Here is a 20998-nt window from a genome sequence, read left to right as displayed (position 1 = left end):
AGGGTGGCGTACTATCTTGACTGGTTTAGCCACCCATTTCCCGTAACCGGGTCTGCACGACGCGAACCGGGCTTCGCTGGGGCGGCCAATTTGTGCGGGATAACCCGGTGTTTTTTATCCGCTGGGGCCTGTCGCTCTAGGCTGCTAAATTTTTCGAAAAATTGACCCTCTACGGGCACCCCGGTACAATCTTGGCCATAGGGTGTGTTCCGGTCTGGGGGTTGTGATGCCGGCGGTGAGACAGCGGGGCTACCGTCCGCGCCAGACGTATCTCGGGGGGCGGCACGAGCGGCCGAACCCGATGAAGGCGCGGTGCCGCGGTGTGCTCGCTCAGAAGGAGCTGGAGCGTCAGAAGATCCTGGATCGTCGTGACGCGGCCGTTCGTGCGGCTGATCAGGCTCTCCGCGCCCTGGAGGCGTCTGCGAAGACGGCTGAGATTCTCCTCGACGCAATGGAGACGATCACGGCGGAGACCGGGCGGTATGATTCCGCCAAGGCTCAGGCTCTGATGGCGGAACGCCCGGAGATCCTGGAAGCGCTGTCCCGGGATGGGGTCGTGAAGCGTCCCCGGGGTCGGCCGCGCAAGGACGGTCTGCCGCCTCGCACTTGGACGGACGAGGAGCGTGCGGCTCGTGGTGAACGCCGCGTGCGTTCGGCGCGCGGGGCTGCCAATAAGGGCACGGATAAGCCTCGGCGCGAGCCGCGTTTGCGCCCTGTCGCACCCGTTCTGGACGGGTCGCAGGCTGAAGCGGAGCCGGTCGTTGAGAGCGGCACGACGGATGTGCCCTCTCCGCTCGCGCCGCCGAGCGACATTTTGATTCCCCTGGAGGCGGTGACGCCGGCCCCGGAGGCGGCGGTTGTCGAGACGCCTGAGCCGGTGCAGGAGGTCCTGCCTCCGGTGATCGCGCCGGCGCTGCAGGCGGCGGCGTTCCTCGCCATGGGCGACATCGATGCGCCGGAGGACGATGAGATGATCGAGGTGCTGACGACCACCGACAAGGTGATCGACGTGTTCTCTCCGGCGGTGCTGACCGAGCGGGCGGCCCGTCGCGACTTTTCGCGGTGGCCGACGGGCTACGATCCGACTTGGGCGGATCATTGGGAGCGGGATCCGTATCACCGTCTCGCGGAGATGGTGGCGGAATTCCCGTGCTTCGGCGCGGCGACCGACAAGGCTCCGGGGGATCTGACCGATGAGGAGGCGCGGGTTCTGATCGGCTCGGCGGTGTTCCGTCGGCCGCGCAACTTCGATCCGAAGGATTTCCAGGGCCGTCTGGCCCCGCCGATCTATTCGCAGCTGACGGAGCTCGATCCGGCGGTGTGGCGTCGCGAGATCGCGAGCGGGGGTGGCACGCTCCAGAAGGCTGTCGCTGCCAAGCGCCTCTACATCGATCCGATGCGGGAGATCGAGCGGTCGCGGGTTCGCATGTGGCCGCTGGCGGTCTCGCGGCGCGACGCGATCAAGGACTACATGGACGCGTTGGCAGTGGGCGAGATGACGTTCGAGCCGGTCTCCGACGCGAAGGCCGATCTGATGCGCAGCGTCCGGTACCGGGTGTTCCGCGGTCCGGACCATGACTGGGTCGGCCTGCCGTCGCGGCAGGATCTGGAGATCTATTACCTTCGGATTCTGGACAAGCTCCCGTGGCCGGCGGGTCTGTCCCGGATCGAACTCGTGGAGCGGTTCGGGCAGGGGATGAGCGCGACGGACATCCAGAACATGTCGTTGATGGGCCGTCCGCCGGAATGGCTTCTCCCGGAGCGGCTGTGGCGCGACATTGACCATGGCACGCTCGACTTGGGGAACGGCGTGACGCTGTCCATCGATGACGTCGAGATCGAGCATGGTGATGTGTTCGACGGGGATAGCGTCTTGATGCCGGTGGTTCCGTATGATCCGAATGCGCCGGAGCCGGATGGTGACGAGGCGGACGAGACTTGATGGAACAGCCTCGTCTTAAGGCTCTGGCGGCTTCGCTTCGCGATCTGAGCCGGTGGAACCGGCTCCTCAGCATGCCCTCGGACCGGCGGAGTGGGTATCTCACCTTCTCCGGACCGGTCCGAGCCGTGTGGGAGGCGCTGTCGTCTGGAGCGGCTGTCACCTTTGAGGATCCGATCCTGGCGGTTCGGGACGATTGGTCGAGTCCGACGCCGGTCTTGATCGAGGCGGAGGTTTTGCAGCTTCGTCTCGCGCGCGTTCATGAGACGGAGGCGTCGATCGCCGAGGAGACGGGGCTGAGCCCCCTGTCGCTGGCGCTGGGGATCGTGCTGTGGCGGGACGGGGAGCGCGTGCGCGCGGCTCCGCTGATGCACTGCCCCGTGATTCTGGAGGGCGAGCCGGGCGCGTGGACACTGCGCCGGTTCGGCGCTCCTGTGCTCAATCCTCTGCTGGTCGATCGCCTCGGGATCGTGACGGGGTCGTTACCGGCGGATCCGCTGATGTGGCGGGCAGCCGATCTCGCGGCTTATGGCGTGATCGAGATCGCACCGGTGGCCGTCCTCGGCCTGTTCGATCTGGCGCGCTATCGCCTGTGGCAATGGGTGACGAGCGGGGTCGAGCGGTCCGGGCCGGGGGCCGGTGCCGTGCGACGGCTTTTGGCTGAGCCGACGGGCGAGCCGTGGCCGCAGAAGCTAGTCCGCCGCCGGATGCGGCGCGGCAAGCGCTCCGAGAGGTTGGTCTCGTTACTGGATCGGTCTCAGATGATGATCCTGTTGGCGAGCCGCCGCGGGGTGAACGTCGTGGTCGAAGGCGGACCGGGTTCGGGCAAGACGCAGGCGATCGTCCACATCATCGGCAACGCGTTTCGCGATCGCCGGACGGTGCTGTTTCTCAGCGGTCGGCAGAGCGCGTTCCGGGCGGTCAAGGAACGCCTGAGCGGGAAGATGACGGCGACCGCGATCCTGGATCTGTGCGACACCGGCTGGGAGCCGCGGTTGCTCGCGGAGCGGATCGGGGTTCAGCCGGGGGAGACCATTCAGGAGACCCTGGCGAAGGCGGGATCGCAGCAGGCGATCGTGATGGCGACGCCGGCGAGCCTGGCGACGCATATGCCGCGCGGGTGGAGCTTCGATCTCCTGGTGGTCGACGAGGCTTCGCTGATCCCGTTGGTCGAGGCGCTGCCGGCGGTGGCGGCCTGCCGGCAGCTCGTCATCTGTGGCGACAGCCTTCAGATGCAGCGCGATCCGCCGCTGCACGTCCTGTTCGATCGGCAGGTGCCGCATAGTCCGACGCGGTCCCTGCACGATGTCGCGCTGGAGGCGGGCCTGCCGGTGATGCGGCTGAACTTCCACTACCGGTCGCGGCATCCGACGCTGATGCATTACACGAACCGGATCTTTTACGACGGTCGTCTGCGGATGAGCCCGGGTCCGGATCCGGATCGGGAACTGGGGCTCCGGGCCGCGCGCGTCGACGGGACGTTTGCGTGGGGGACGATGATCAACGCGGCCGAGGCCGAGGCGGTGGTCGATGCCCTGGCGCGGCATGTCGAGAGCGGCAGCGAGGCGTCGGTCGCGATCATCGCGCTGACCATGCAGCAGCGCGATCTCATCCGGCGGCGGATCGCCGAGCGTGGGATCGATTGCGCGCGGATCGCGGAGCGGGAGAGCCTGCTGGTGGTCGATTACAACGGCGTCCAGGGCGAGGAGCGTGACGTGGTGTTCGTGTCGCTGACCTTCGGCCCATCCGCGGAGGATGGGGCGTGGCCGACGAGCTACGGGGCGCTATCTCTGTCGGGCGGTGAGAAGCGGCTCGACGTGATGATGACCCGGGCGCGGGAGCGGACCGTGGTGATGACGTCGTTTCCCCGTGAGTCGATCAACGTCGGGTTGTGCCTCGCTCACGAGAATCTACGGGCCTACCTTGAATGTCTGGCTCGGCCGGATCGGGATGAGGCGATGCGCTACGAGGGCCCCCTCGAGGCGATCTTGCAGCGTTCCAGCTTTCGCGGGGCCGCGTTCGGGAACGCGGTTGGGGTAATCGACACCCGGACCGAGCGGTATGTGGCGGCGATCTATCTCACGGGGCTGACGCACCCGCTGATCGAGCGCTCCGAGATTGCCCAGTTCGAGAATTCGGGGTGGCTGGTGATCGAGATGGCGGCCGAGGCCGTGGAGCGCTCGGTCGCCGATCTCGATCTGCGCGGGGAGTTGGCGCAGCAGGTCTGGGTGGCCTGCCGGCCAAGGATGTTCGCGTAAGCGGCTCAGAAGTCGAAGATCGAGCCGGTCGACGGGGCACTCTTGTGCGGGGCGGGCTTGCCCGCGGCGTCGGCGGTGACGAGGTCGAGGCCCAGCGCGTGGCAGCGGATGCGCCGTAGCTCGGTCGCCTGGCAGGCGCTGCCGAAATGCAGCCTAACCTGAAGCGGCAATCACCCACCGAAGTGCTGCAGAGGTACGACGCACATCATTGAGGGGGAATTATTGCTTAATGACGGGCGCCGATAGGCCCCTCCCCTATTCCGGCGGGGGGCTGCGCGAAGGAGGTTGATGTCGCTGTGCTACAAAATCCGGGAGGAAGTGGATGCCGCCTGGACGAAGGAAGGCCTTATCGTCATGCGACGCCCTGGGACCGACGGTTATGACCCTAAGCGGAAGTTGGGCGCGTCCGCTTTCGGTTGGGTCAGAATAGGTCAACCAAACATTTTCAGGTCGACTGTCCGCAAGAATGTGGGAAGTGACAACTCTGACGGTATTGCATAGCACAAATAAAATCCGCAGACGATTAAGAAATTTCGGCGTATTCCGCTGCTAAAACCACCTTTTCTGCGATTTACTGATGCTGCGCATGACGCTCTCAATTCGAACCGCACCGTGATTCGTGACCAAATATAAGACCCGGAGCATGCGACCGGGTGACGATCCCGCATTCGGAGCGCTGCACGTTTGTTTATCGAGACAACGTCATCGTGACGTTAAGCTGCTGCCAGCGCCCGTTGGCGTGGTGGATCGAGGCCCACAAGCCGTTAGCCTCCATCGCCGTCCCGAAGATCAACATCAGAAAACCAGTAAGTTCATGATTTGAGGTTGAGACCATCGCTTGCATGCTCGAGAGGTCGGTCGGCGAAGGCTTCGGGACTGCTTCGGGATGTGTGTGCCAGTCCCCGACGTAATGTAAACCCGAGGCGAAGCGCTCGTCGATCTCACGCTGCTCGGCGCGTCGGTTCGGGCGAAAACCGAACCGGCTCCGGACGTCGCCCCGCCGCGGACCCGTCGCTTCCTCAATGAGCCACTCGTCGCCGTTGATGCGCGCGAAGAGCTGGCCACCCGCCTCACACTTCCACCACACGGTCTGACGATGGCGGGAGGTATGCGTGATCACGTCGGCGCGGATGAGGATACGGGGAGTTGACCCGCGGGCTAAGAGAAGGAAGTCACCGGGAGAAGGGCACAAGAACAAGCGGCGTCTTTCGGCCAAGGGGTTGCGGTGAGCTTCCCGCCTTGCAAGGGGTCGCCATAGTGCTCAATCCAACGTAGATGCCAGCAGCCGCCACCTTGGGCAAGGGTGGGCTGGGGTGCCAGCCATGCGCGGCGAATCGGAGGTGATGCGCGTCCGAGCAACAGGTCGATCGCGAGCGACGCGATCAGGGACTGTGCGGGAGCGAGATCCACGGCGCCGTAGATGCTGGTCGGGCCGCCACATCCGACGGGAGCATGCCGCGGCCAAGTTGTCGCGGGGACATGAATCGTTCCGGTCGGTCCGAAACCGCAGCGCAAGCACGCGCCTGTTGGTCCAATTGCCAACGCGTGCGCGGCTCCCGCCTGTTCCTCAAGCCAGCCGTACAGGATCGCCGCCCTGACCTCGTCCGTCCCGGACCGCTGTAGATCGTTTAGCGCGCTCTCCGCGTTCCAGTCACCGATGAGCGAGAGGATGAGGTCGCAATCGTGCAAGGCCTTGGGATCTCGCCGGAGTAGCACCTGCCAGGAAGTCGGCTCCGCTCTAAGTTCGCGCGCATGCGGGTACATAGGCCTGAAGCGCTCGACGAGCGCAGTCGCCTTGTTTCGCTCGGTGCTGTCCGAGCCGAGTTCATGTCGCCCGACGTTGACCCACGCGAAGGTGTCCGGATCGATCAAGGTCATGCGGCCGACGCCGGACTGCAGCAATAATTTCGCGACGCCGCCTCCCAGCGACCCGCAGCCGAGAACAGCCACCCTCTTTCCAGCGAGTTGAGCACCCTCACCAGCGCGCATGCGCCCCAGCCAGGCGTCGGTCCGCTGCACCTCCACGCGGTGGGATCGACGGCGCAGCGCCAGAATACTAGGAGGCGCGTTCCCGGGCCGAAACCCGCGGCTCACGTTCGGCTTCGGCGCCTTCGTGCCGGTGCTGGCCCAGTCAGGGCCCTCCACGAGGAGCCCAGCCTGGACGACGTCGCCGGTTGCGGTGGCTCCCATGAACACGACGGCAGCCCGGTCGGCCATGGTCGCCATCAAGCGATCAAAAACCGGGAGGCCACGGTAGGAGCTGGCCTCGATCAGCCGGCGCGCTCTACCGGCGTTGTCGGGATACATCTCTGGCTCTGGCAGCCGATCGAGCCAGATCAGGGCCGCGTTCTTGAAAGCCCGAGTTTCATCCACGCCGTACCGGTTGGTCAGCCAAGTTCGAGCGTCCCTCGCGTTCTCAGCGATGAAGTAAAAGGCTTGTCCATGCCAGGCCGACACCAAACGACTGCGTCGTTCGGCGTGGAGACACGTTCGAAGGGGCAGAGGGTCAGTCACGTCGCGTCGCCAGTACGCGTCGAAGTCGATGGCGTAATCTTCGCGGTTCGCCCCCGCCTCGTCCTCGGCGATGAGGGCAAGAGCCTCGCCGAACGAGTAGGCGACCACAGCGACAGGGTCGAGGGTGTCCGCCCGGCCCCCATCGCCTGCTAGGCAGAGACGGCCCTTGGTCTCGACGTGGGGCGCCCTGAGCAGGTCGGTGCGGCGACCGAGAGCAAAACGCGGCAGCGAGTAAGGGAACTCCGGATCGAGCAGGAGGTGGAGATCCCCGCCGCGCGCGCCGCGCAATGGCAACCGCCACCCGTCCCAGCTCTCGTCGCGACCCAGCGCGCGGAGCAACGCGGGGTTCAATCGGTCCGCTCCCTCAACCGTCGCGGCCACCCAAGCCGCGACAAGGCCGACCGCCTGCTGACGCTTCGTGGCGAGAAAGCTCAAGCGAAGCGCCGTACCGCGTAACGCCCGCCTTCACGCTTCTCGACGGGCCGAGCCGGGGAGGCCAAACTCTTAGTTCCGCCCGACCCGCCGCTGTTTGCGCCAGGTGACGGCTGCTGCGAAAACCAGTCCGTGCAGAACACCTTGTCCCAAGCTGCCATCGCGTCAGCGTGCGTGCATTGGCCATCATCGAGAACTTCGAGGTGCTTCAGGTTCTCGACAAGTCGGTCTTTGAAATGACCGGGGCGCGTGTCGTCATCGTGCGTGATGGTCTCATTCGTGAGAGTCGGGTGCGCGACGCTCTTATTCCACTCCAGCCGCCACCGGATGGCTTTCATGGTTTCACGGAGGGCGATGTCGTCCCGATCGGCTGAAGCGGAGAACGAGTCGTTCGCCAGCTTGGTGATCATGAACCCAGTCGCGGTCAGCGGCTTCCAGGAAGGGCGGCTGCGGGCGAACGCCTTCAGCAGGCGGACCACGCGGCAGAACTGCCCGTCGGTATCGTCAAAATCCGGGCTGTGATGCTCGTTGCGTTCCCTGAACCATTTCGTGACCGCGAGCGCATCCGAGGACTTCCAGCCGGAACTCGCGAGTTCGTAGTTGTAGGTCGTCTGGCCAGTCCAGGCGTTTGTCGTCTCGATCCTCCGATATGAGGGTACGTCGACGTGAAATCCCTCATTGTAGTACACGCGGACGCAATTCTTGAGCACTTTCGGGGGCGTGTTGAAGCGCACGTCCTGCAATGCGTCGCACACCATCTCGCGCACGGCGAGCGCCGACATCTCGCCGCCGTTCGGTCCAACAAGCTTGTCTTTCTTGAAGTACACGCCGTCATCGATGTCATAATCGGTGCTCGCGTCCTGCACCATGGTGTGCATCGCGTACGAACCTTGGGTGTGTTGGCCGATCGGCGACGGCTTATCGGCGTCCGCAAGTCCCTTCTTCAATCGATCGCGGTTAGCGTTGCGGCGCTTGCGCATCTCGGTGCGCTCGGTGCTGGGCAGGTTCACCTCGGCGTCGTGAAAGCCAAGCATCTGAATGGACGTGTCGTACATCGGGTTTCCTCTAAGCTCGGACGGGCAGGTCGCGCAGCAGCCGCGCGATCCGCTGCCCCTCCGGGTTGTTGACGTCGTCGCAAGCGCTCTTGGTGACGCTGACATCGGCCCGCGCCTGCGCTTTTAGCCGCCTCATCGCCTCGGGCCGCGTGTCGTCGAGGTCTAAGAACTGAAGGGCGTCGGGAGGCACGCGGCCGTTCGGGAAGCGGGTTACGCTGACCGGTCGGCCTAGCTCGCCCAAAATGCCGCCAAGCATGCGGGCCATGTTGTCGAAGGCGAACTCCTGAGCGGACAAGCTGAGCTGCAGCGCCTTGCCGCCGAACTTCCAATCCCAAAGCCCACGGTGAACGTCGGCCGGATCGATCTCCTCACCCTCAGGCCGCGGACAGGTTCCGAGCGTGAAAATCTCGATTGGCTGGCCGGGGGCGGCCATCATGAGAGCGTCGAGCAGGCCGACCAGGACCGGATTGTTGGCCCATAGTCCCCCGTCGGCGAACACGAGATGGCCGCCGAGAGTGTCGGTGGTGGCCTCGATCGCTGCTAGAGACCGGAAGATTGGGGCCGCGCTGGTGGCCATGCATACGTCTACGAGTTTGAACTTGTCGTCGCGATGACCACCAAGGTGAGAGGTCTTGAACACCCAGGACCGCTGCTGCCCCATCTCGACGGCGGGGATCGCGAGTGCGATCCCTCGCTCCGCAAAGACGCCAGCTATCGTCTGCGCACCGAGCACGCTCTCCAGCGCGGTACGGAGTGCCTGCTCGCCCTTCTTCAGGTACCCCGGCCGCGTCTTGAGCTGTGAAATGACTCGCCAGTCATCGGTGAGGCGGATCGGAAAGATCTTGGGGCCGTGTTCCTCGTAGAGTTCAACCACCTTCTCCATCGGCTCGCCGATCGCAGCGGCGCACCCGATGATCGCCCCCGTGCTGGTGCCGACAATCAGGTCGAAGCCCTTCCCGAAGTCTAGGCGCTCTCCGTCCCGCTCGCGGGCGAACAGTTCCATCAACCCGGCCAAAAACGCGGCCGAGTAAATGCCGCGCATGCCACCCCCATCGATGCTCAGGACGCGAAGAGGTCGGGTCACAAGGGAGTGCCTATGGAACACGGTCACTCAAGCTATTCGAAAGCCGAGGCAAGCTCAAGCACGAACCGTGAACGAACTTCAGACTGGTGGACCCGAATGCCAGTCGGGAAGCATCGGGTAGGCGGATCGCGAGCGTGGTCATACGGGTTGCGCTTTCAAGCCAAGCGCATAAGGCTGTCTTTTATGATCTCAGCCGACATGGATGTGACTGACTCACTATTCGAGCTCCTCGTGGACGTCGAGGCGCACGCCGGCGTCGATTTTTCTGGGACGGGCGTCATTGTCAGCACGCGACCCCAAGAGCTGCCAATTCTTCCTTTGTGCACTGTCAGTGACTTCAGCGAGGCTCCGGACGTTGCGGATGTGCTTGCTACTATCTCGAACCGAGCCCACCAGCATCATGACGGCTTCCACGTGCTAGGCCCGGACCTGCGCCTCCTCCGAGTTGCCCAATATTTCTCGCCGCCAATCGTGCCCAGCGCGCCAATTGACCGCTCGAAGCGGTTTGGAGGACGCTATTTGGCCGCCCTGTTCGGTTCAGCGCTTCCAGGAGTGCTTGCCACGGGCATCGCCAGCCGCGATTTCGGGATCGCAGTGTTCCGCGAGGGCCGGGAAACGGCGTATCGCCGCGTCGATCTCGTGGCAGTCCCGGCCGATAAGGCGCGCGCGCCGTGATTCATGCGCTGAACCGCTCAGTCCTGATAACGATTCTAGTCGCCCTAGTCGTTGCGCCGATCGTGGTTCTGATCGGTTGCGGCGTTGTACAGGGGTCTGCCGACCTCGTAAAATGGTCGAGCCGTATCGTCACATTCCTGACCTGCCTCGGTCTGCTTCTCAACTGGACTCCGGCCTTACGTTTCGTCCATTGGGCAACGTTGGGAAGAATCTGGTGGTTTCCGTGGCTCGACGGTGAGTGGAGGGCCGAAATCCGTTCCAACTGGCCGCGGGTCGAACGCCTGTATCTAGCCGCCAAGGGCAGTGCGGCGCAATTTGATGCCTTGACCGACCCGATCACTCAGGCTGAGGAGAGGGTCACCGGCGCCGACGTCACGATCAAGGTCGGCCTATTCGAGATGGAAATTGAGATCGTACCCCAGGGCACCGAGAAGTGCAGCACGACCGACTATGTGCGGCCGAGCTGGGCAAAGCCAAAGAAGCCGAAGCTCAGCTATGTCTACACACAGATTGACCAGTTACCGGTAGAGCCGACTGACGCGCGTACGCATTCTGGAGCAGGAATCGTCGAGATTATGTCGAACGGCGAGCTACGCGGCGAATATTGGACAAATCGCAAGGGAGAAAACGGCCTCAACACGTCCGGAACGATCATCATTCGCCGCGATCGGCCGGCAAGCATCGGTATCCGGTAGCGGATGATCGACTGTGGAACGGCCACACAAAATCCAGGACGTGCTCGCCATCAGATCATGATTCCGACCGGCCCTTAATAGCAGGCAAGCTTCGCCATCCAAGGCACGCAAAGATCTTCGCCGAGCTGCAGCACCCCTACATTGCCGAATCGGAGCGGTCGCGCCTGTCCCCGATCGTCTCAACGGCTGTCCGCGATCGTGTGTTTCGACGTGTCGTGCTCAATCGTATGCCGAGCGCTATTCCAACACAGCGCTTAAGATAACCAATGGCGGTGGGCACGTCGAGGTCGCAGCGGCTCACATTCGTCCCGTCGAAGCGAACAGTCCGGGCATCGTCAGCAATGGCCTCGCATTGTTGGGCACTGCGCACTGGATGTTCGACCATGGTCTGATCAGCTTATCTGACGACCTGAGCATTCTCGTTTCGCGGCAAGCCAACGACCCAGATAGCGTCCCAACCTTGGTAGACCGCACCTGGAAGGCATCTGCTCTACTATAGATCACGAAAGACCGCACCGGCAGTTTTTGCCACGGCATTGAGAGCGCTGCTTCAAGCACTGATGTCGACCGTGCATTTGATGCCGAAATGTCGGCTTCGGGGCGGGCACCCAATGTCGGCTGCTGGCGCTTTGCCGACGAAATCTCATGCATAGTCGGGACCTGAAGGGTGGGCCGCCTATCCTGTTTTTTGGTTGCTGCGATCCCTTGTGGAGCAGCGGAATGAGCCCTTGGCGCTGGACGCAGGATCGTATCAACTCGGTGTGCGCACGAAGCTGAAGCGCGTGCAAACACAATGACTTGAGCGGGACGGCTTGCTGAGTTCGTTCTGGGTGAGAATCCTGGCGCCCCAGCCAAAACCTCGCTGAGTCATTGATTTTATTACGATCTGTTCCGGGCCACTTGCATTGCGAGGCCGATTTCACGCGCTTGCCTAAAGCGGCAGACCGTTGATAGTGCAATGAAACGTATCCCGTCATTGGGCGGTATACTGGTGACGACGGCGATTTTGTTGGAATGAGTAGAGACGTACTGGGTCGACCGGGAGCGAAGCGCGCGACTACCTAGCTGGCAACTGCTCCTCTCTCATGGAGAAGCGTGAACACAATCCAACCAGAGATCGATGCCTGCCGGCGGTCCACGGCAACGATGAAACAGCAGACTCTCGCTCGGTCCGTACCAAGAATCCCGGCCCAGTCACTCCCAAACCTATAATGTGCTGCAATGCAACATCTTTAGCGGCCGGCTGTTGAGAAGCTGCCCCCTCGCATCGCCGAGTGCAGGCCGGCAACCGATCAGTCGGGAGGAGGTGGCGCACATCCCCCGCCCCGTCCGGGCGTAAAAGCCCAACAATGAGAACGGGTGGAATGCATGAGCGTCCCACCCTGTCCGGCGCTCGCGGCTGGGCTCGTGCGTCCCGGCGGCATGACGATCACATGCGGTGAGAGCGGTGGTGGCCCATCATGTGGCCGCGCCTGTGACGGTGGCCCATCACGTGATGGCCGCGATGGCCATGCATGCCGTCCATCCGAACCTCGGTCACGGCGGTCGGTGCCGCGACCCCAGTGTCGGACCCGTCGTCGGGGATCGGCCCTCAGCCTTGCCGGGACGGGGCCGCGCCGGCAGCATGATCGGCCGGGTGCCGGTCGATGCCCTGCCAGCCCAGCCAGCCGGTATAGACGCCGACCACCACGATCAGCGCGGCCGAGGCATAGGGGGCCCGCCGGGCGAAGGTGCCGAACCCGGACCAGCGGGAGGCGACGTGCTTGACGCTGAGCGCCGCCAGCACGCCCGCCGACACCATGGTCAGCGCGAGGCCGATGCTGAAGCACACCACCAGTGCGAACCCGAGGCTCAGCTGCTTCAGCTGGATGCAGAGCAGCAGCACGGTGATCGCGGCCGGGCACGGGATGAGCCCGCCGCTCAGGCCGAACATGACGATCTGGCCCGTGGTGACGCTGCGGCCCGCGAAGCGTCTCCGGATCTCGTCGGCATGGGCGCGGGCATGGGCGTCGTCCTCGTCGCCAAGGTTCATATGAGCGTGGTCGTGCTCCTCGAACGCGATCTCGTGCGATTCCATCCCACCCGGAGCGTCGATCCGAAGCCGCGCTGTGAAGGCATGCGGTTCCGGGATCTCGTCTAAGCTTTCCAGATGGTCGCCGTTGCGCGCGAACCCGAAGGTTTGCCTTTCGCCGTCCGGGCGTAGGGTCTCCACGGTCAGCGCCGAAGCGGCTGGCAGCCGTCCATGATCGCCACGGACGCGCCAACGGGGCGGCACGCCATCCTCGAACACCTCCAGCGTCAAGGTCCCGTCCCGCGTCGCGATGCGACGCGCCTCGTCGTGATGATGATGGTCATGGTCGTGCGGGTGGTGCTGCTCGCGCCACGTCCGCCATGCCATCCAGAGGGCGATGCCGACGATGATCACAGCGGAGGCGAGCTGGAAGTACGGCTCGGTCGCCTCCGTCCCCCATTCCTGCCCGAGGTACTGGCCGCCCAAGGCGATGATCCACACCACCGCCGTGTGCGAGAGCGTGGCCGCGAGCCCGAGCAGGACCGCCTGTTGCACGGTCCCCCGCACGGCGATGATGAAGGCGGCCATCATCGTCTTGGAGTGGCCGGGCTCCATGCCATGCAGGGCGCCGAGGAGGATGGCGGTCGGCACGAAAAGCCAGGCGTGCGCGGTCCCCTCCCGGAGCAGGTCGGGCAGTGCGGTCATGGGTGCGGCCTGCGTTATTTGAGGTAGGTCCGCACCACCTCGATCAACTCGGCGGCTCCCCGGGCGCGCTCGGCGTCCGGCTCGGCGTCCGGGTTCACGACGTGGTGGCGGATGTGGTCTTCCATCAGCTCGGCGGTCAGGCCGGTGATGGCCCCGCGCATCGAGGCGACCAGCATCAGGACGTCGGAGCAGCCGATCTCCGCCTCCAAGGCGCGCTCGACGGCCTCCGCCTGTCCCTTGATCCGGCGCACCCGCGCCAGGAGCTTGGTCTTGTCCTTGATCGTATGGGCCATCGGACGGTTCATCCTCGCGGTGCATTGTATAGGGGGGTACCCTATCAGTTGTCGAGCTCAGAGTGTCGCTTCGGGCCAGCCGGCAAGGTAACGCGCGAAGGTCGACCGAGCGTCCTCCGTATCGCCGTGTTCGTGGCGTATGGGGCGTTGCCGTCGGTCCAGGTCCAATTCGGGCGATCAACCCCGGCAGGGAACGCCCCGATGCTCAACACGGCGCTGGCCATCCTCGCGGTGATGGCGGTCCTGCTCGCCCGGGCCGTTCTGAAGCTGGCGTTTTTGCCGTTCCGAATCCTGCGGGGGCTTCTCCGACTGCGCCCCTCGGCCCCAAGTTCCCGCTAACCGTGGCGGGAGGGATCAGGAACGCGAAAGCCGAGCCTCGGGCAAGGCCCAGGAACTCCTGGGCGACTTCGAGCATCGTCCAGGCAAGGCGATCTCCAGGCCGCGGATCACGCCGTCCGAGCCTTGCCGCTCCGAAGCGGCCGGAGGCCGGGGGCTCAGAACGGGTAATAGCGCAAGGAGGTCAGGCCGGTGACGAGGTGCGTCGAGGGCTGGACGCCCTGCGTCCCGCGGAAGGCGTCGCGTTCGGTGTAAGAAACCTGCGCGCCGGCGACGAGGCGACCATAGGCGCCCTTGTAGAGGTCGTGCCAGAAGCCACCGGTGATCTGGCGGATGTCGCGGGTCTCGGCTTGGCAGCTTCCGCTCGCGGCGCTCTCGACGTTGCAGCCGGTGACGACCAGGGTCGGGGAGCCGTACCCCGTGGTGTTGAACGCCCCCGTCCGGTTGGCATGCTCCCAGCCGGCATAGAGGTAGACGTCGGTCCCGGACTGGACGTGGTAGACGCCGCCCGCCAGAAGCTGGAACACCGGAGTCGGCGCGATGGAGCCGTCGGCGCGCAGGGCGAAGTCCGGGAGCTGCGCCGAGCCGTAGCGGCCGATCCCCTCACCGACGAGGCCGCTGATCTGGAGGTCGAGGCGCTTGTCGATCACCGGCAGGGTCGCCGCGCCGCCGAGGCCGTAGCCGACCGCCGTCTCGGAGCGGCCCGCGGTGCGAAGCCCGCCGGTCAGCGTGCCGGGCGCGATCCGGTCGTCGAAGAAGCGCACCAGCCCCTTCACTTCGTAATGGCCGAAGCCCGGCTCGACGGCGAGCTTGCCGGCGATGTCGGGGATGCTGTTGTTCGAGTAGGTCGTCGCGTTGTTCAGCAGCCCGGCCGCGTCGCCGCTGTTGTTGACGTTGACGGTCCCGGGCGCCGCGAAGGGGCTCGGCGGCAGGACGCTCTGAGGCGACTCGACCGAGAGCCCTGCCCACAGGCCCGGCGCGATGTCCTTCACCACCCGGATCTGCGGGTTGCGGGTCCAGTTGAAGCCCGGCACGTATTGGGCGTCGATGGTGAGGGGAATCTGCTCCTTGAGGGGCGTGATCCCCGAAAGATCGGTGGTGATCAGGCTCCAGGCCTGCCCCGCCAGGACGTGCCAGCCGGTATCCAGGGAATCGACGGTGGCGAAGATCTGACGGATGCGCGGGACGTAGCTGTTGCTCTCGCGGGAATTCGAGGTGACGCCCGCCGCCAGGAAGTCGATCTCATAGTAGCCGGAGATCTGGAGCGTCGGTTCGACGCGCGCGGTGAACAGGCCGGAGAGCCGGCTCTGGCGGGCGGAGAGGCGGAACTCGCCCTCCCGCGATTGCGGGCTGTTGCGGAAGGGGATGCCGTTGAAATCCGTTGCCACGTCCGAGACGGTGTTGGCGCTCCGGTAAAACCCCGCCAATTCGACGAAGCCGCCGGGTGTGAAGCAGATCGCCGATCCGAGGGCGTAACTGCCGGAATTGCACACGAGGTCGTTGGCCAGGATCACCGGCGTGTGCTCGCTCGGCGCCGGCCGCGCCCCGCCGGGGCCGCCGGCCTGCGCGACCTGTTGCTGCCGCGACTGCCGCTCGGCCAGGCGTGCCTGCTCGCGAGACAGGGTGCGGCGCTCCCGCGCCTCGCCCGCGAGGGCCTGCTTCTGGGTCCCGGCCTGCCGGCGAAGCGCCGCGAGTTCCTGCTGCATCGCCTGCATCTGGCGCTGCATCGCATCCATGCGGGCGGCCATCTCGGAGACGGTCTGCGCGGAGGCCGGATGGGGAGCCGCCGCCGCCACGAGGATCGCGAGAGAGGAGATCCGTAAGACGTGCCGGCGAAGCGAGGGCATGGCGGGCGGTCTCCGACGCGGGGCACGGTGCCCGTCCGGTGAAGCGGGTGCACCGAGGTCAGATGCGCCGTCGTCCATGACGCTGCGTTGACTTAGAATGATGCTTGCAACGAAAAGTATGGATACTTGGGTGAGCGCCAGGGAATTCTTGGCCTGCGGATAAGACCCATGGGCGCGGTTCTCATTCAGGACGATAGCGCCCCCCGCACCGCCTCACGCCGCATGGACGCGATGGAGAAAAGTCTCGATCGCGGACCGCATGGCGTTTGCGCTGGCCGCGACGTCATGGGCTCCGTCCGACACCGTCCCGGCCTGCGTCTCGTTCGAGGCGGCGGCCTCGCGAACGCTGCCGATGCTGCCCGAGATCGTGCGGGCCTCGGCCGCCGCGTTCGCGATTGCCTGGGCGATCTCCTGGCTGGCTTGGCCCTGCTGCTCGGCGGCGGCGGCCACCGTGGAGGCGGCGTCGCTCATCTTCGCGATGGTCTGTCCGATCGCCCCGATGCCCTCGACCGTCCCATCGGCGGCGGCCTGGATCGCCGCCACCTGCGCGGTGATGCGGTCCGTCGCCGAGGCAGTCTGCCCCGCGAGCGCCTTGACCTCGGCGGCGACGACGGCGAACCCCTTGCCGGCCGATCCGGCCCGCGCCGCCTCGATCGTCGCGTTCAGGGCAAGCAGGTTGGTCTGCTCCGCGACGCTGCGGATGAGGGAGACCACGGCCTCGATCTCGGTGGCCGCCCGCGCCAGTCCGGCCACCGTCCCTTCGAGGGCCTGGGCATCGGAGAGGGCGGTGCCCGCGATGTCGCTGGTATAGCGCACCTGCTCCTCGATCGCCCGGGCGGAGCTGGACAGCTCCTCGGCGGCGCCGGCGATGCTGTTGACGACTTCCACGGATTGCCCGGAGGCGAGGGTGGCCCGGCCGGCTTCGTCGGTCGTGCGCCGCGCGGTGGCGGACACCGTGTCGGCCGCGCCCTGCATCGCCTCGGCCGCGCCGGCGAGGTCCGCAAGCGTCCGTCCGGTCTCGACCTCGAAGGCGTGCGTCGCCTGGGCCAGGGCATCCGCCCTGAGCGCGTCCCGGCCGGAGCGGGCCACGGCGTCGGCATCGAGAGCGCGCTTCTCGATCAGGGAGGTGCGGAACCCTTCGATGGCCCGGGCCATCTCGCCGATCTCGTCGCGACGCCCGGTGAACGGCACGCGCTCCTCAAGCCTGCTGGCCCCCAGCGCCAGCATCGTCGCCCGGAGGCGATGGAGGGGGCGCCGAACCTGCGTGGAGATGATCCAGAACGCGGCGAGGAGGCCGAGGATCAGCGCCACGGCCGGGACGGCGAGCAGCATCAGGGTCGTCCAGCGGCGGGCCTCCTCGGCGGCGGCGCGCTGGGCGTCCAGCCGGGCCAGGGTCTCGCGCCCGAGCGTGCCGATCTCGGCCACCATGCGCTCGCGGTTCTTCACCGTGGCCTCGTCGGTGGCCTGGATCAGCGCGGCCTTGGGCGACAGGGTGAGGCCCATCTCGGCCGTGTCGGTCTGGTAGGCGATGAACTCCTTCACGGCGAGGTCGAGCTTGCGCTTCCGCTCGGCCGACACCTGCTCAGCCATGGCCGCGAGGAAGGGGCCGCGGGCCTGCTCGACCGCGGCCAGGGCCTCCTGAAGCGCGGAGAGCCGGGTCTTGGCCTCGTCGATGTCGGTGGCGATGTAGATGGCGGTGGCCTGGACGACGGCGTGCTCGATCGCCTGCGCCAGCGTCTTGGCCTGAAGGCTGGCGTTCCAGGTGGCCTCGGTCGCGACGGCCTGCCGCCTCTCGCCCTCGGCTTGGCGGAGGGCGAAGGCCGAGATGCCGATTGCGACGAGGCCGAGCAGGCCCACGACGCCGGTCAGCTTGTGGCCAAGGGTGAGGCGCATGGGGCGTCCGTAAGCAACCGAGAGATGATGGCGCCTAAGAGCGCGACCAAGCGTTGCCGGCGGGTTAAGTGTAGCCGAGCACATATCCCTGCAACGGTGGATTTTACTTCCGTTGCGGGGATCGTTCACGCGACCTTGCTTGATCTTCCCCGGCGTCCATTGCGGATCGACTTGGCAGCGGCGACACGATGCCCCGGCCTATCGGGCAGCCTGTCGCCAGCTCGTCGGATCTTCGAAGATCCCGGCCCACAGGCCGACACGCTGTCCCCAGGCACGATCGGCCGCCTTCTTGTAAGACGCGGGCGCGTCGCTGGTGGGGACCGCATAGCCACGGGCGATCATCCAATCGCCGAGGTCTTCGGCCCCCATCCGGCAAACCGCCACGGCCGATCGATCGTCCGCGGGCCCCGACCGCTCGCAGGTCAGCCCTTCCGTTCCGATATGCGCGGTCAGTTCGGCGGCGGCGCGGCGTCCGCAGGTGTAGGGGGCCTCGTGGGCATCCCAACAGGTCGTCTTCGCGGCCGGGGCGACGATCCCGCTGAGCGTCACGGGAACGCCCCCGACCACGAGGGTCGATCCGTCGACGACCGTGGCCCGTCCCTGAAGCAGATCCCCGGCTTCGGCCGGCCTGCCGGCGAGGGCGAGAGCCAAGCCGGCGGCCAGTGCCAGCGCGAGGCCGGGAACCCGGTGGCGGTTCGAGGACGGCGGCGACGGGCACAGGAGGGTGCCGGCGATTGCGGCGGCGGCGGTGAGGAGGATACCGAGGATGAGGGACATAGCTGGTCAGTTCCGCGAGTGAGGTTTCTGCGGAGCGTTCTGCCGGATGCGAGACCCGCCACCCTGACGGATCCTGTCAGCCTCTCGTCAGGTTCAGTGTCCCAAAGCGCCTGGACCCATGACCCACTGCCGAATCCTCCTCGTCGCCCTCCTGTGCTCCGGCCTCGCCGGGGTCGCGCCGTCGCGCGCGGACGACGACGCCGACCGGGCCCGGGGGGCCCTCGAACGCGGCGAGATCCGGCCCCTCGAAGAGGTCCTGCGGGCCGCCCGGACAGCCGTGCCCGGCGACGTCGTCTCCGTGGACCTGAAGCGTCACGACGGGCGCTGGCTCTATAAGCTGCGCATCCTGGACGCGGACGGCAAACGCCGCACCGTGAAGGTCGAAGCCCGCACCCTCAAGATCCTCGACGAGGACGACGATGACTGACCTCACAGGGGAGTCCGTCCGGTGCGGGTGCTGATCGTCGAGGACGAGCCCCGCATCGCCGCGGACGTGAAGGACGGCCTGGAACGGGCCGGCTATGTCGCCGACGTGGTCGCCGACGGCGAGGCCGCGTGGTTTCGCGCCGACACGGAGGTCTACGACGCGATGGTGCTCGATCTCGGCCTCCCCCGGCTCGACGGCCTGGGCGTCCTGCGCCGCCTGCGCGCGGCCGACGTGGCGATCCCCGTCCTGATCCTCACCGCCCGTGACGGCTGGCGCGAGCGCGTCGAGGGCATCGATGCGGGCGCGGACGATTACCTCGTCAAGCCGTTCCGGATGGAGGAGTTGACCGCGCGCCTGCGCGCCATCCTGCGGCGCACCGCAGGCCATGCCTCGCCGGTCCTCCGCGCCCAGGCCGTCGAGCTCGATACCCGGACCCGCGCCGTCAGCGTCGCCGGCCGCGAGGTCGACCTGACCGCATTGGAATACCGCCTGCTCAGTTTCCTCATGCACCGCCAGGGACAGGTGGTGCCGGCCGGCGAACTCCTCGACCACCTGCACGGGGTGGGCAGCGACCGCGAAGCCAACGCCCTCGAAGCCCTGCTGACGCGCCTGCGGCGCAAGCTCGGTTCCGGGGTGATCGAAACCCGGCGCGGCCAGGGGTACCTCGTGCCTGCGGATCACCCGAAGGCACCGACCCCGTGAGGGGAAATTCCCTGCGCCTGCGGCTCGGGCTCGCCGCCGCCGCGTTGATCGGCCTCGCGCTGCTGCTGGCGGGCTTCGGACTGACGATCATCTTCGACCGCGTGCTGGAGGCGCGCACCGCCGACGAACTCGACCGCGCGGCCAAGCTCCTCGTCGGACGGGTCGGGCTGGCCCCCGACGGCGCCCCCACCCTGTCGCGCGAGCCCCCCGATCCCCGGTTCGCGACGCCCTATGGCGGTCTCTACTGGCAGATCGAGGCCCCGGACCGGAAGCTGCTCCGCTCGCGCTCGCTCTGGGACAAGCAGCTCGACTTGCCCGACGATCGCGGCGGGGATGCAGCGACGGTCTCCGACGCGACGGGTCCGGACGGGGGGCGGCTGATCGCCCTGTCGCGGTCCATCGAGATCGGGGGAGCCGGTGGGATGGCGACGCGCCTGCGGGTCGCCGTGGCCGAGGATCGGCGCGACTTGGCCGCGAGCCGGGCGACGTTCCTGAGCCTGCTGGTGCCCTCGCTCGCGGCCCTGTTCGGGACCCTCACCCTGGCGATGGCGGTGTTCGTGCACCGGGCACTCGCGCCGTTCCGCGCCCTCCGGGCCGACCTCGCGGCGATCCATGCCGGAACGCGGGAGCGGTTGCCCGAGGCCTTTCCCGACGAGGTGCGCCCGCTGGTGTCCGATCTCAACCGGCTGCTCGACGCCCAGGAGCGGGCCCTCGTGCGGGCGCGCGCCGGTGCGGCGGACATGGCGCACGGGCTGAAGACGCCGCTGGCCGTGCTCGACGCCGTGAGGCGCGGCCTCTCTGCCGCGGAGCCGGTGCTGGCGGAGGAGATCGCGGAGCAGACGCGGGCGATGAACGGGCAGGTCGAGCGCGCCCTGGCCCGCGCCCGCCTGACGGAGCGGACGAATCTGCAGAAACGGGTCTGTGCGGTGTCGCCCGTCGCCGAGCGACTGATCGCGACGATGCAGCGGCTGCCCGAGGGGGGCTCACTGAGCTGGGATGTCGCGATCCCGGCCGATCTGACCTATCCGGGCGACGAGGGTGAGCTGATGGAGGTGTTGGGCAACCTCCTCGACAACGCCCGGAAGTGGGCCCATCGGCGCGTTCGTGTGACCGGCACGGGGGACGGGCCGCGCGGCTGCCTGTCCGTCAGCGACGACGGGCCGGGGATGAGCCAGACGGCGCTGGCGGGGTTGGGGCGCGGGGTACGCTGGGACGAAAGCCGTCCGGGCACCGGATTCGGGTTGGCCATCGCCCGCGACGTGGCGGGGGCGGCGGGCGCGCGGATGGAGTTTGGCGTCGGGCCCGGTGGAGGGCTGGAGGTGCAGGTGCTCTGGAACGCCGACTAACGTCACTCG

The 20998-nt window shown here is 66.6% G+C and carries 18 protein-coding genes; 8 read left to right on the top strand and 10 right to left on the bottom strand.

Annotation, left to right across the window (positions count from 1 at the left end; all coding sequences use genetic code 11):
* Nucleotides 1-322: 322 nt before the first annotated feature.
* Both AAHF99_RS15620 and AAHF99_RS15615 read left to right on the top strand, forming a co-directional pair.
* Nucleotides 323-1942, top strand: coding sequence for a hypothetical protein (locus AAHF99_RS15620; protein ID WP_342165372.1), 1620 nt, complete (start codon nucleotides 323-325; stop codon nucleotides 1940-1942).
* A complete protein-coding gene (locus AAHF99_RS15615; RefSeq protein WP_342165371.1) occupies nucleotides 1942-4197 on the top strand; it encodes a DEAD/DEAH box helicase in 2256 nt (751 codons plus the stop codon). Before AAHF99_RS15620 ends, AAHF99_RS15615 begins: the two co-directional genes overlap by 1 nt.
* A 5-nt stretch (nucleotides 4198-4202) precedes the next feature.
* Here AAHF99_RS15615 and AAHF99_RS15610 read toward each other — a convergent pair whose 3' ends face one another.
* The 5 genes from AAHF99_RS15610 to AAHF99_RS15590 form a co-directional block, all read right to left on the bottom strand.
* Complete coding sequence (locus AAHF99_RS15610) at nucleotides 4203-4367, bottom strand: hypothetical protein (protein ID WP_342165369.1); 165 nt, start codon at nucleotides 4365-4367, stop codon at nucleotides 4203-4205.
* 518 nt (nucleotides 4368-4885) lie between these two features.
* Nucleotides 4886-5317, bottom strand: a complete 432-nt coding sequence (locus AAHF99_RS15605; protein ID WP_342165367.1) for a Mov34/MPN/PAD-1 family protein — start codon at nucleotides 5315-5317, stop codon at nucleotides 4886-4888.
* 38 nt (nucleotides 5318-5355) lie between these two features.
* Nucleotides 5356-7146 carry a ThiF family adenylyltransferase gene (locus tag AAHF99_RS15600; protein WP_342165366.1) on the bottom strand — a complete coding sequence of 597 codons (1791 nt, stop codon included), beginning with the start codon at nucleotides 7144-7146 and terminating at the stop codon, nucleotides 5356-5358.
* A complete protein-coding gene (locus AAHF99_RS15595; RefSeq protein ID WP_342165365.1) occupies nucleotides 7143-8198 on the bottom strand; it encodes a cyclic GMP-AMP synthase DncV-like nucleotidyltransferase in 1056 nt (351 codons plus the stop codon). The genes AAHF99_RS15600 and AAHF99_RS15595 overlap by 4 nt, the downstream gene beginning before the upstream one ends.
* A gap of 10 nt (nucleotides 8199-8208) precedes the next feature.
* On the bottom strand, nucleotides 8209-9282 hold the full coding sequence (locus AAHF99_RS15590) for a patatin-like phospholipase family protein (protein ID WP_342165551.1): 1074 nt from the start codon (nucleotides 9280-9282) through the stop codon (nucleotides 8209-8211).
* 198 nt (nucleotides 9283-9480) lie between these two features.
* On the opposite strand from AAHF99_RS15590, the gene AAHF99_RS15585 reads away from it, so the two are divergent.
* From AAHF99_RS15585 to AAHF99_RS15575, 3 genes are all read left to right on the top strand, one after another.
* Complete coding sequence (locus tag AAHF99_RS15585; protein ID WP_342165364.1) at nucleotides 9481-9957, top strand: hypothetical protein; 477 nt, start codon at nucleotides 9481-9483, stop codon at nucleotides 9955-9957.
* Nucleotides 9954-10652, top strand: coding sequence for a hypothetical protein (locus tag AAHF99_RS15580; RefSeq protein ID WP_342165363.1), 699 nt, complete (start codon nucleotides 9954-9956; stop codon nucleotides 10650-10652). Before AAHF99_RS15585 ends, AAHF99_RS15580 begins: the two co-directional genes overlap by 4 nt.
* A 148-nt stretch (nucleotides 10653-10800) precedes the next feature.
* Complete coding sequence (locus AAHF99_RS15575) at nucleotides 10801-11151, top strand: HNH endonuclease (RefSeq protein ID WP_342165550.1); 351 nt, start codon at nucleotides 10801-10803, stop codon at nucleotides 11149-11151.
* Nucleotides 11152-12243: 1092 nt separating this feature from the next.
* Here the strand turns inward: AAHF99_RS15575 and AAHF99_RS15570 are convergent.
* The 5 genes from AAHF99_RS15570 to AAHF99_RS15550 form a co-directional block, all read right to left on the bottom strand.
* The gene (locus AAHF99_RS15570; protein ID WP_342165362.1) at nucleotides 12244-13368 is read right to left on the bottom strand and encodes a nickel/cobalt efflux transporter; all 1125 of its coding nucleotides are present in this window, start codon (nucleotides 13366-13368) and stop codon (nucleotides 12244-12246) included.
* Nucleotides 13369-13382: 14 nt separating this feature from the next.
* Nucleotides 13383-13661: a metal/formaldehyde-sensitive transcriptional repressor gene (locus AAHF99_RS15565; protein WP_342165360.1), complete on the bottom strand. Its 279-nt coding sequence runs from the start codon at nucleotides 13659-13661 to the stop codon at nucleotides 13383-13385.
* Nucleotides 13662-14155: 494 nt separating this feature from the next.
* The gene (locus AAHF99_RS15560; protein ID WP_342165359.1) at nucleotides 14156-15844 is read right to left on the bottom strand and encodes a hypothetical protein; all 1689 of its coding nucleotides are present in this window, start codon (nucleotides 15842-15844) and stop codon (nucleotides 14156-14158) included.
* Between the two features lie 213 nt (nucleotides 15845-16057).
* Entirely contained in the window at nucleotides 16058-17737 is a 1680-nt protein-coding gene (locus AAHF99_RS15555) for a methyl-accepting chemotaxis protein (protein WP_342165358.1), read from the bottom strand.
* Nucleotides 17738-17935: 198 nt separating this feature from the next.
* Complete coding sequence (locus AAHF99_RS15550; protein ID WP_342165357.1) at nucleotides 17936-18514, bottom strand: thermonuclease family protein; 579 nt, start codon at nucleotides 18512-18514, stop codon at nucleotides 17936-17938.
* A 118-nt stretch (nucleotides 18515-18632) separates the two neighbouring features.
* Between AAHF99_RS15550 and AAHF99_RS15545 the strand changes: the two genes are divergently transcribed.
* The 3 genes from AAHF99_RS15545 to AAHF99_RS15535 are packed head-to-tail and all read left to right on the top strand — an operon-like array spanning nucleotide 18633 to nucleotide 20989.
* On the top strand, nucleotides 18633-18941 hold the full coding sequence (locus tag AAHF99_RS15545; protein WP_243953536.1) for a PepSY domain-containing protein: 309 nt from the start codon (nucleotides 18633-18635) through the stop codon (nucleotides 18939-18941).
* Nucleotides 18942-18962: 21 nt separating this feature from the next.
* A complete protein-coding gene (locus tag AAHF99_RS15540) occupies nucleotides 18963-19643 on the top strand; it encodes a response regulator transcription factor (protein WP_243953535.1) in 681 nt (226 codons plus the stop codon).
* Nucleotides 19640-20989, top strand: a complete 1350-nt coding sequence (locus tag AAHF99_RS15535; protein ID WP_342165356.1) for a HAMP domain-containing sensor histidine kinase — start codon at nucleotides 19640-19642, stop codon at nucleotides 20987-20989. The genes AAHF99_RS15540 and AAHF99_RS15535 overlap by 4 nt, the downstream gene beginning before the upstream one ends.
* The last annotated feature ends 9 nt before the right edge of the window (nucleotides 20990-20998 follow it).

The sequence above is a fragment of the Methylobacterium litchii genome (assembly GCF_038442315.1).
In the GTDB taxonomy this organism is placed as follows: Bacteria; Pseudomonadota; Alphaproteobacteria; order Rhizobiales; family Beijerinckiaceae; genus Methylobacterium; species Methylobacterium litchii.
The sequence above is the reverse complement of the archived record's forward strand: the minus strand, read 5'-3'. Positions and strand labels throughout refer to the sequence as shown.

Bases quoted from the DNA above. Each gene is read 5' to 3' on its own strand.
- AAHF99_RS15560 (WP_342165359.1), bottom strand. From the start codon at position 15,844: ATGCCCTCGCTTCGCCGGCACGTCTTACGGATCTCCTCTCTCGCGATC.
- AAHF99_RS15565 (WP_342165360.1), bottom strand. From the start codon at position 13,661: ATGGCCCATACGATCAAGGACAAGACCAAGCTCCTGGCGCGGGTGCGC.
- AAHF99_RS15585 (WP_342165364.1), top strand. From the start codon at position 9,481: ATGGATGTGACTGACTCACTATTCGAGCTCCTCGTGGACGTCGAGGCG.
- AAHF99_RS15595 (WP_342165365.1), bottom strand. From the start codon at position 8,198: ATGTACGACACGTCCATTCAGATGCTTGGCTTTCACGACGCCGAGGTG.
- AAHF99_RS15615 (WP_342165371.1), top strand. From the start codon at position 1,942: ATGGAACAGCCTCGTCTTAAGGCTCTGGCGGCTTCGCTTCGCGATCTG.
- AAHF99_RS15545 (WP_243953536.1), top strand. From the start codon at position 18,633: ATGACCCACTGCCGAATCCTCCTCGTCGCCCTCCTGTGCTCCGGCCTC.
- AAHF99_RS15550 (WP_342165357.1), bottom strand. From the start codon at position 18,514: ATGTCCCTCATCCTCGGTATCCTCCTCACCGCCGCCGCCGCAATCGCC.
- AAHF99_RS15570 (WP_342165362.1), bottom strand. From the start codon at position 13,368: ATGACCGCACTGCCCGACCTGCTCCGGGAGGGGACCGCGCACGCCTGG.
- AAHF99_RS15555 (WP_342165358.1), bottom strand. From the start codon at position 17,737: ATGCGCCTCACCCTTGGCCACAAGCTGACCGGCGTCGTGGGCCTGCTC.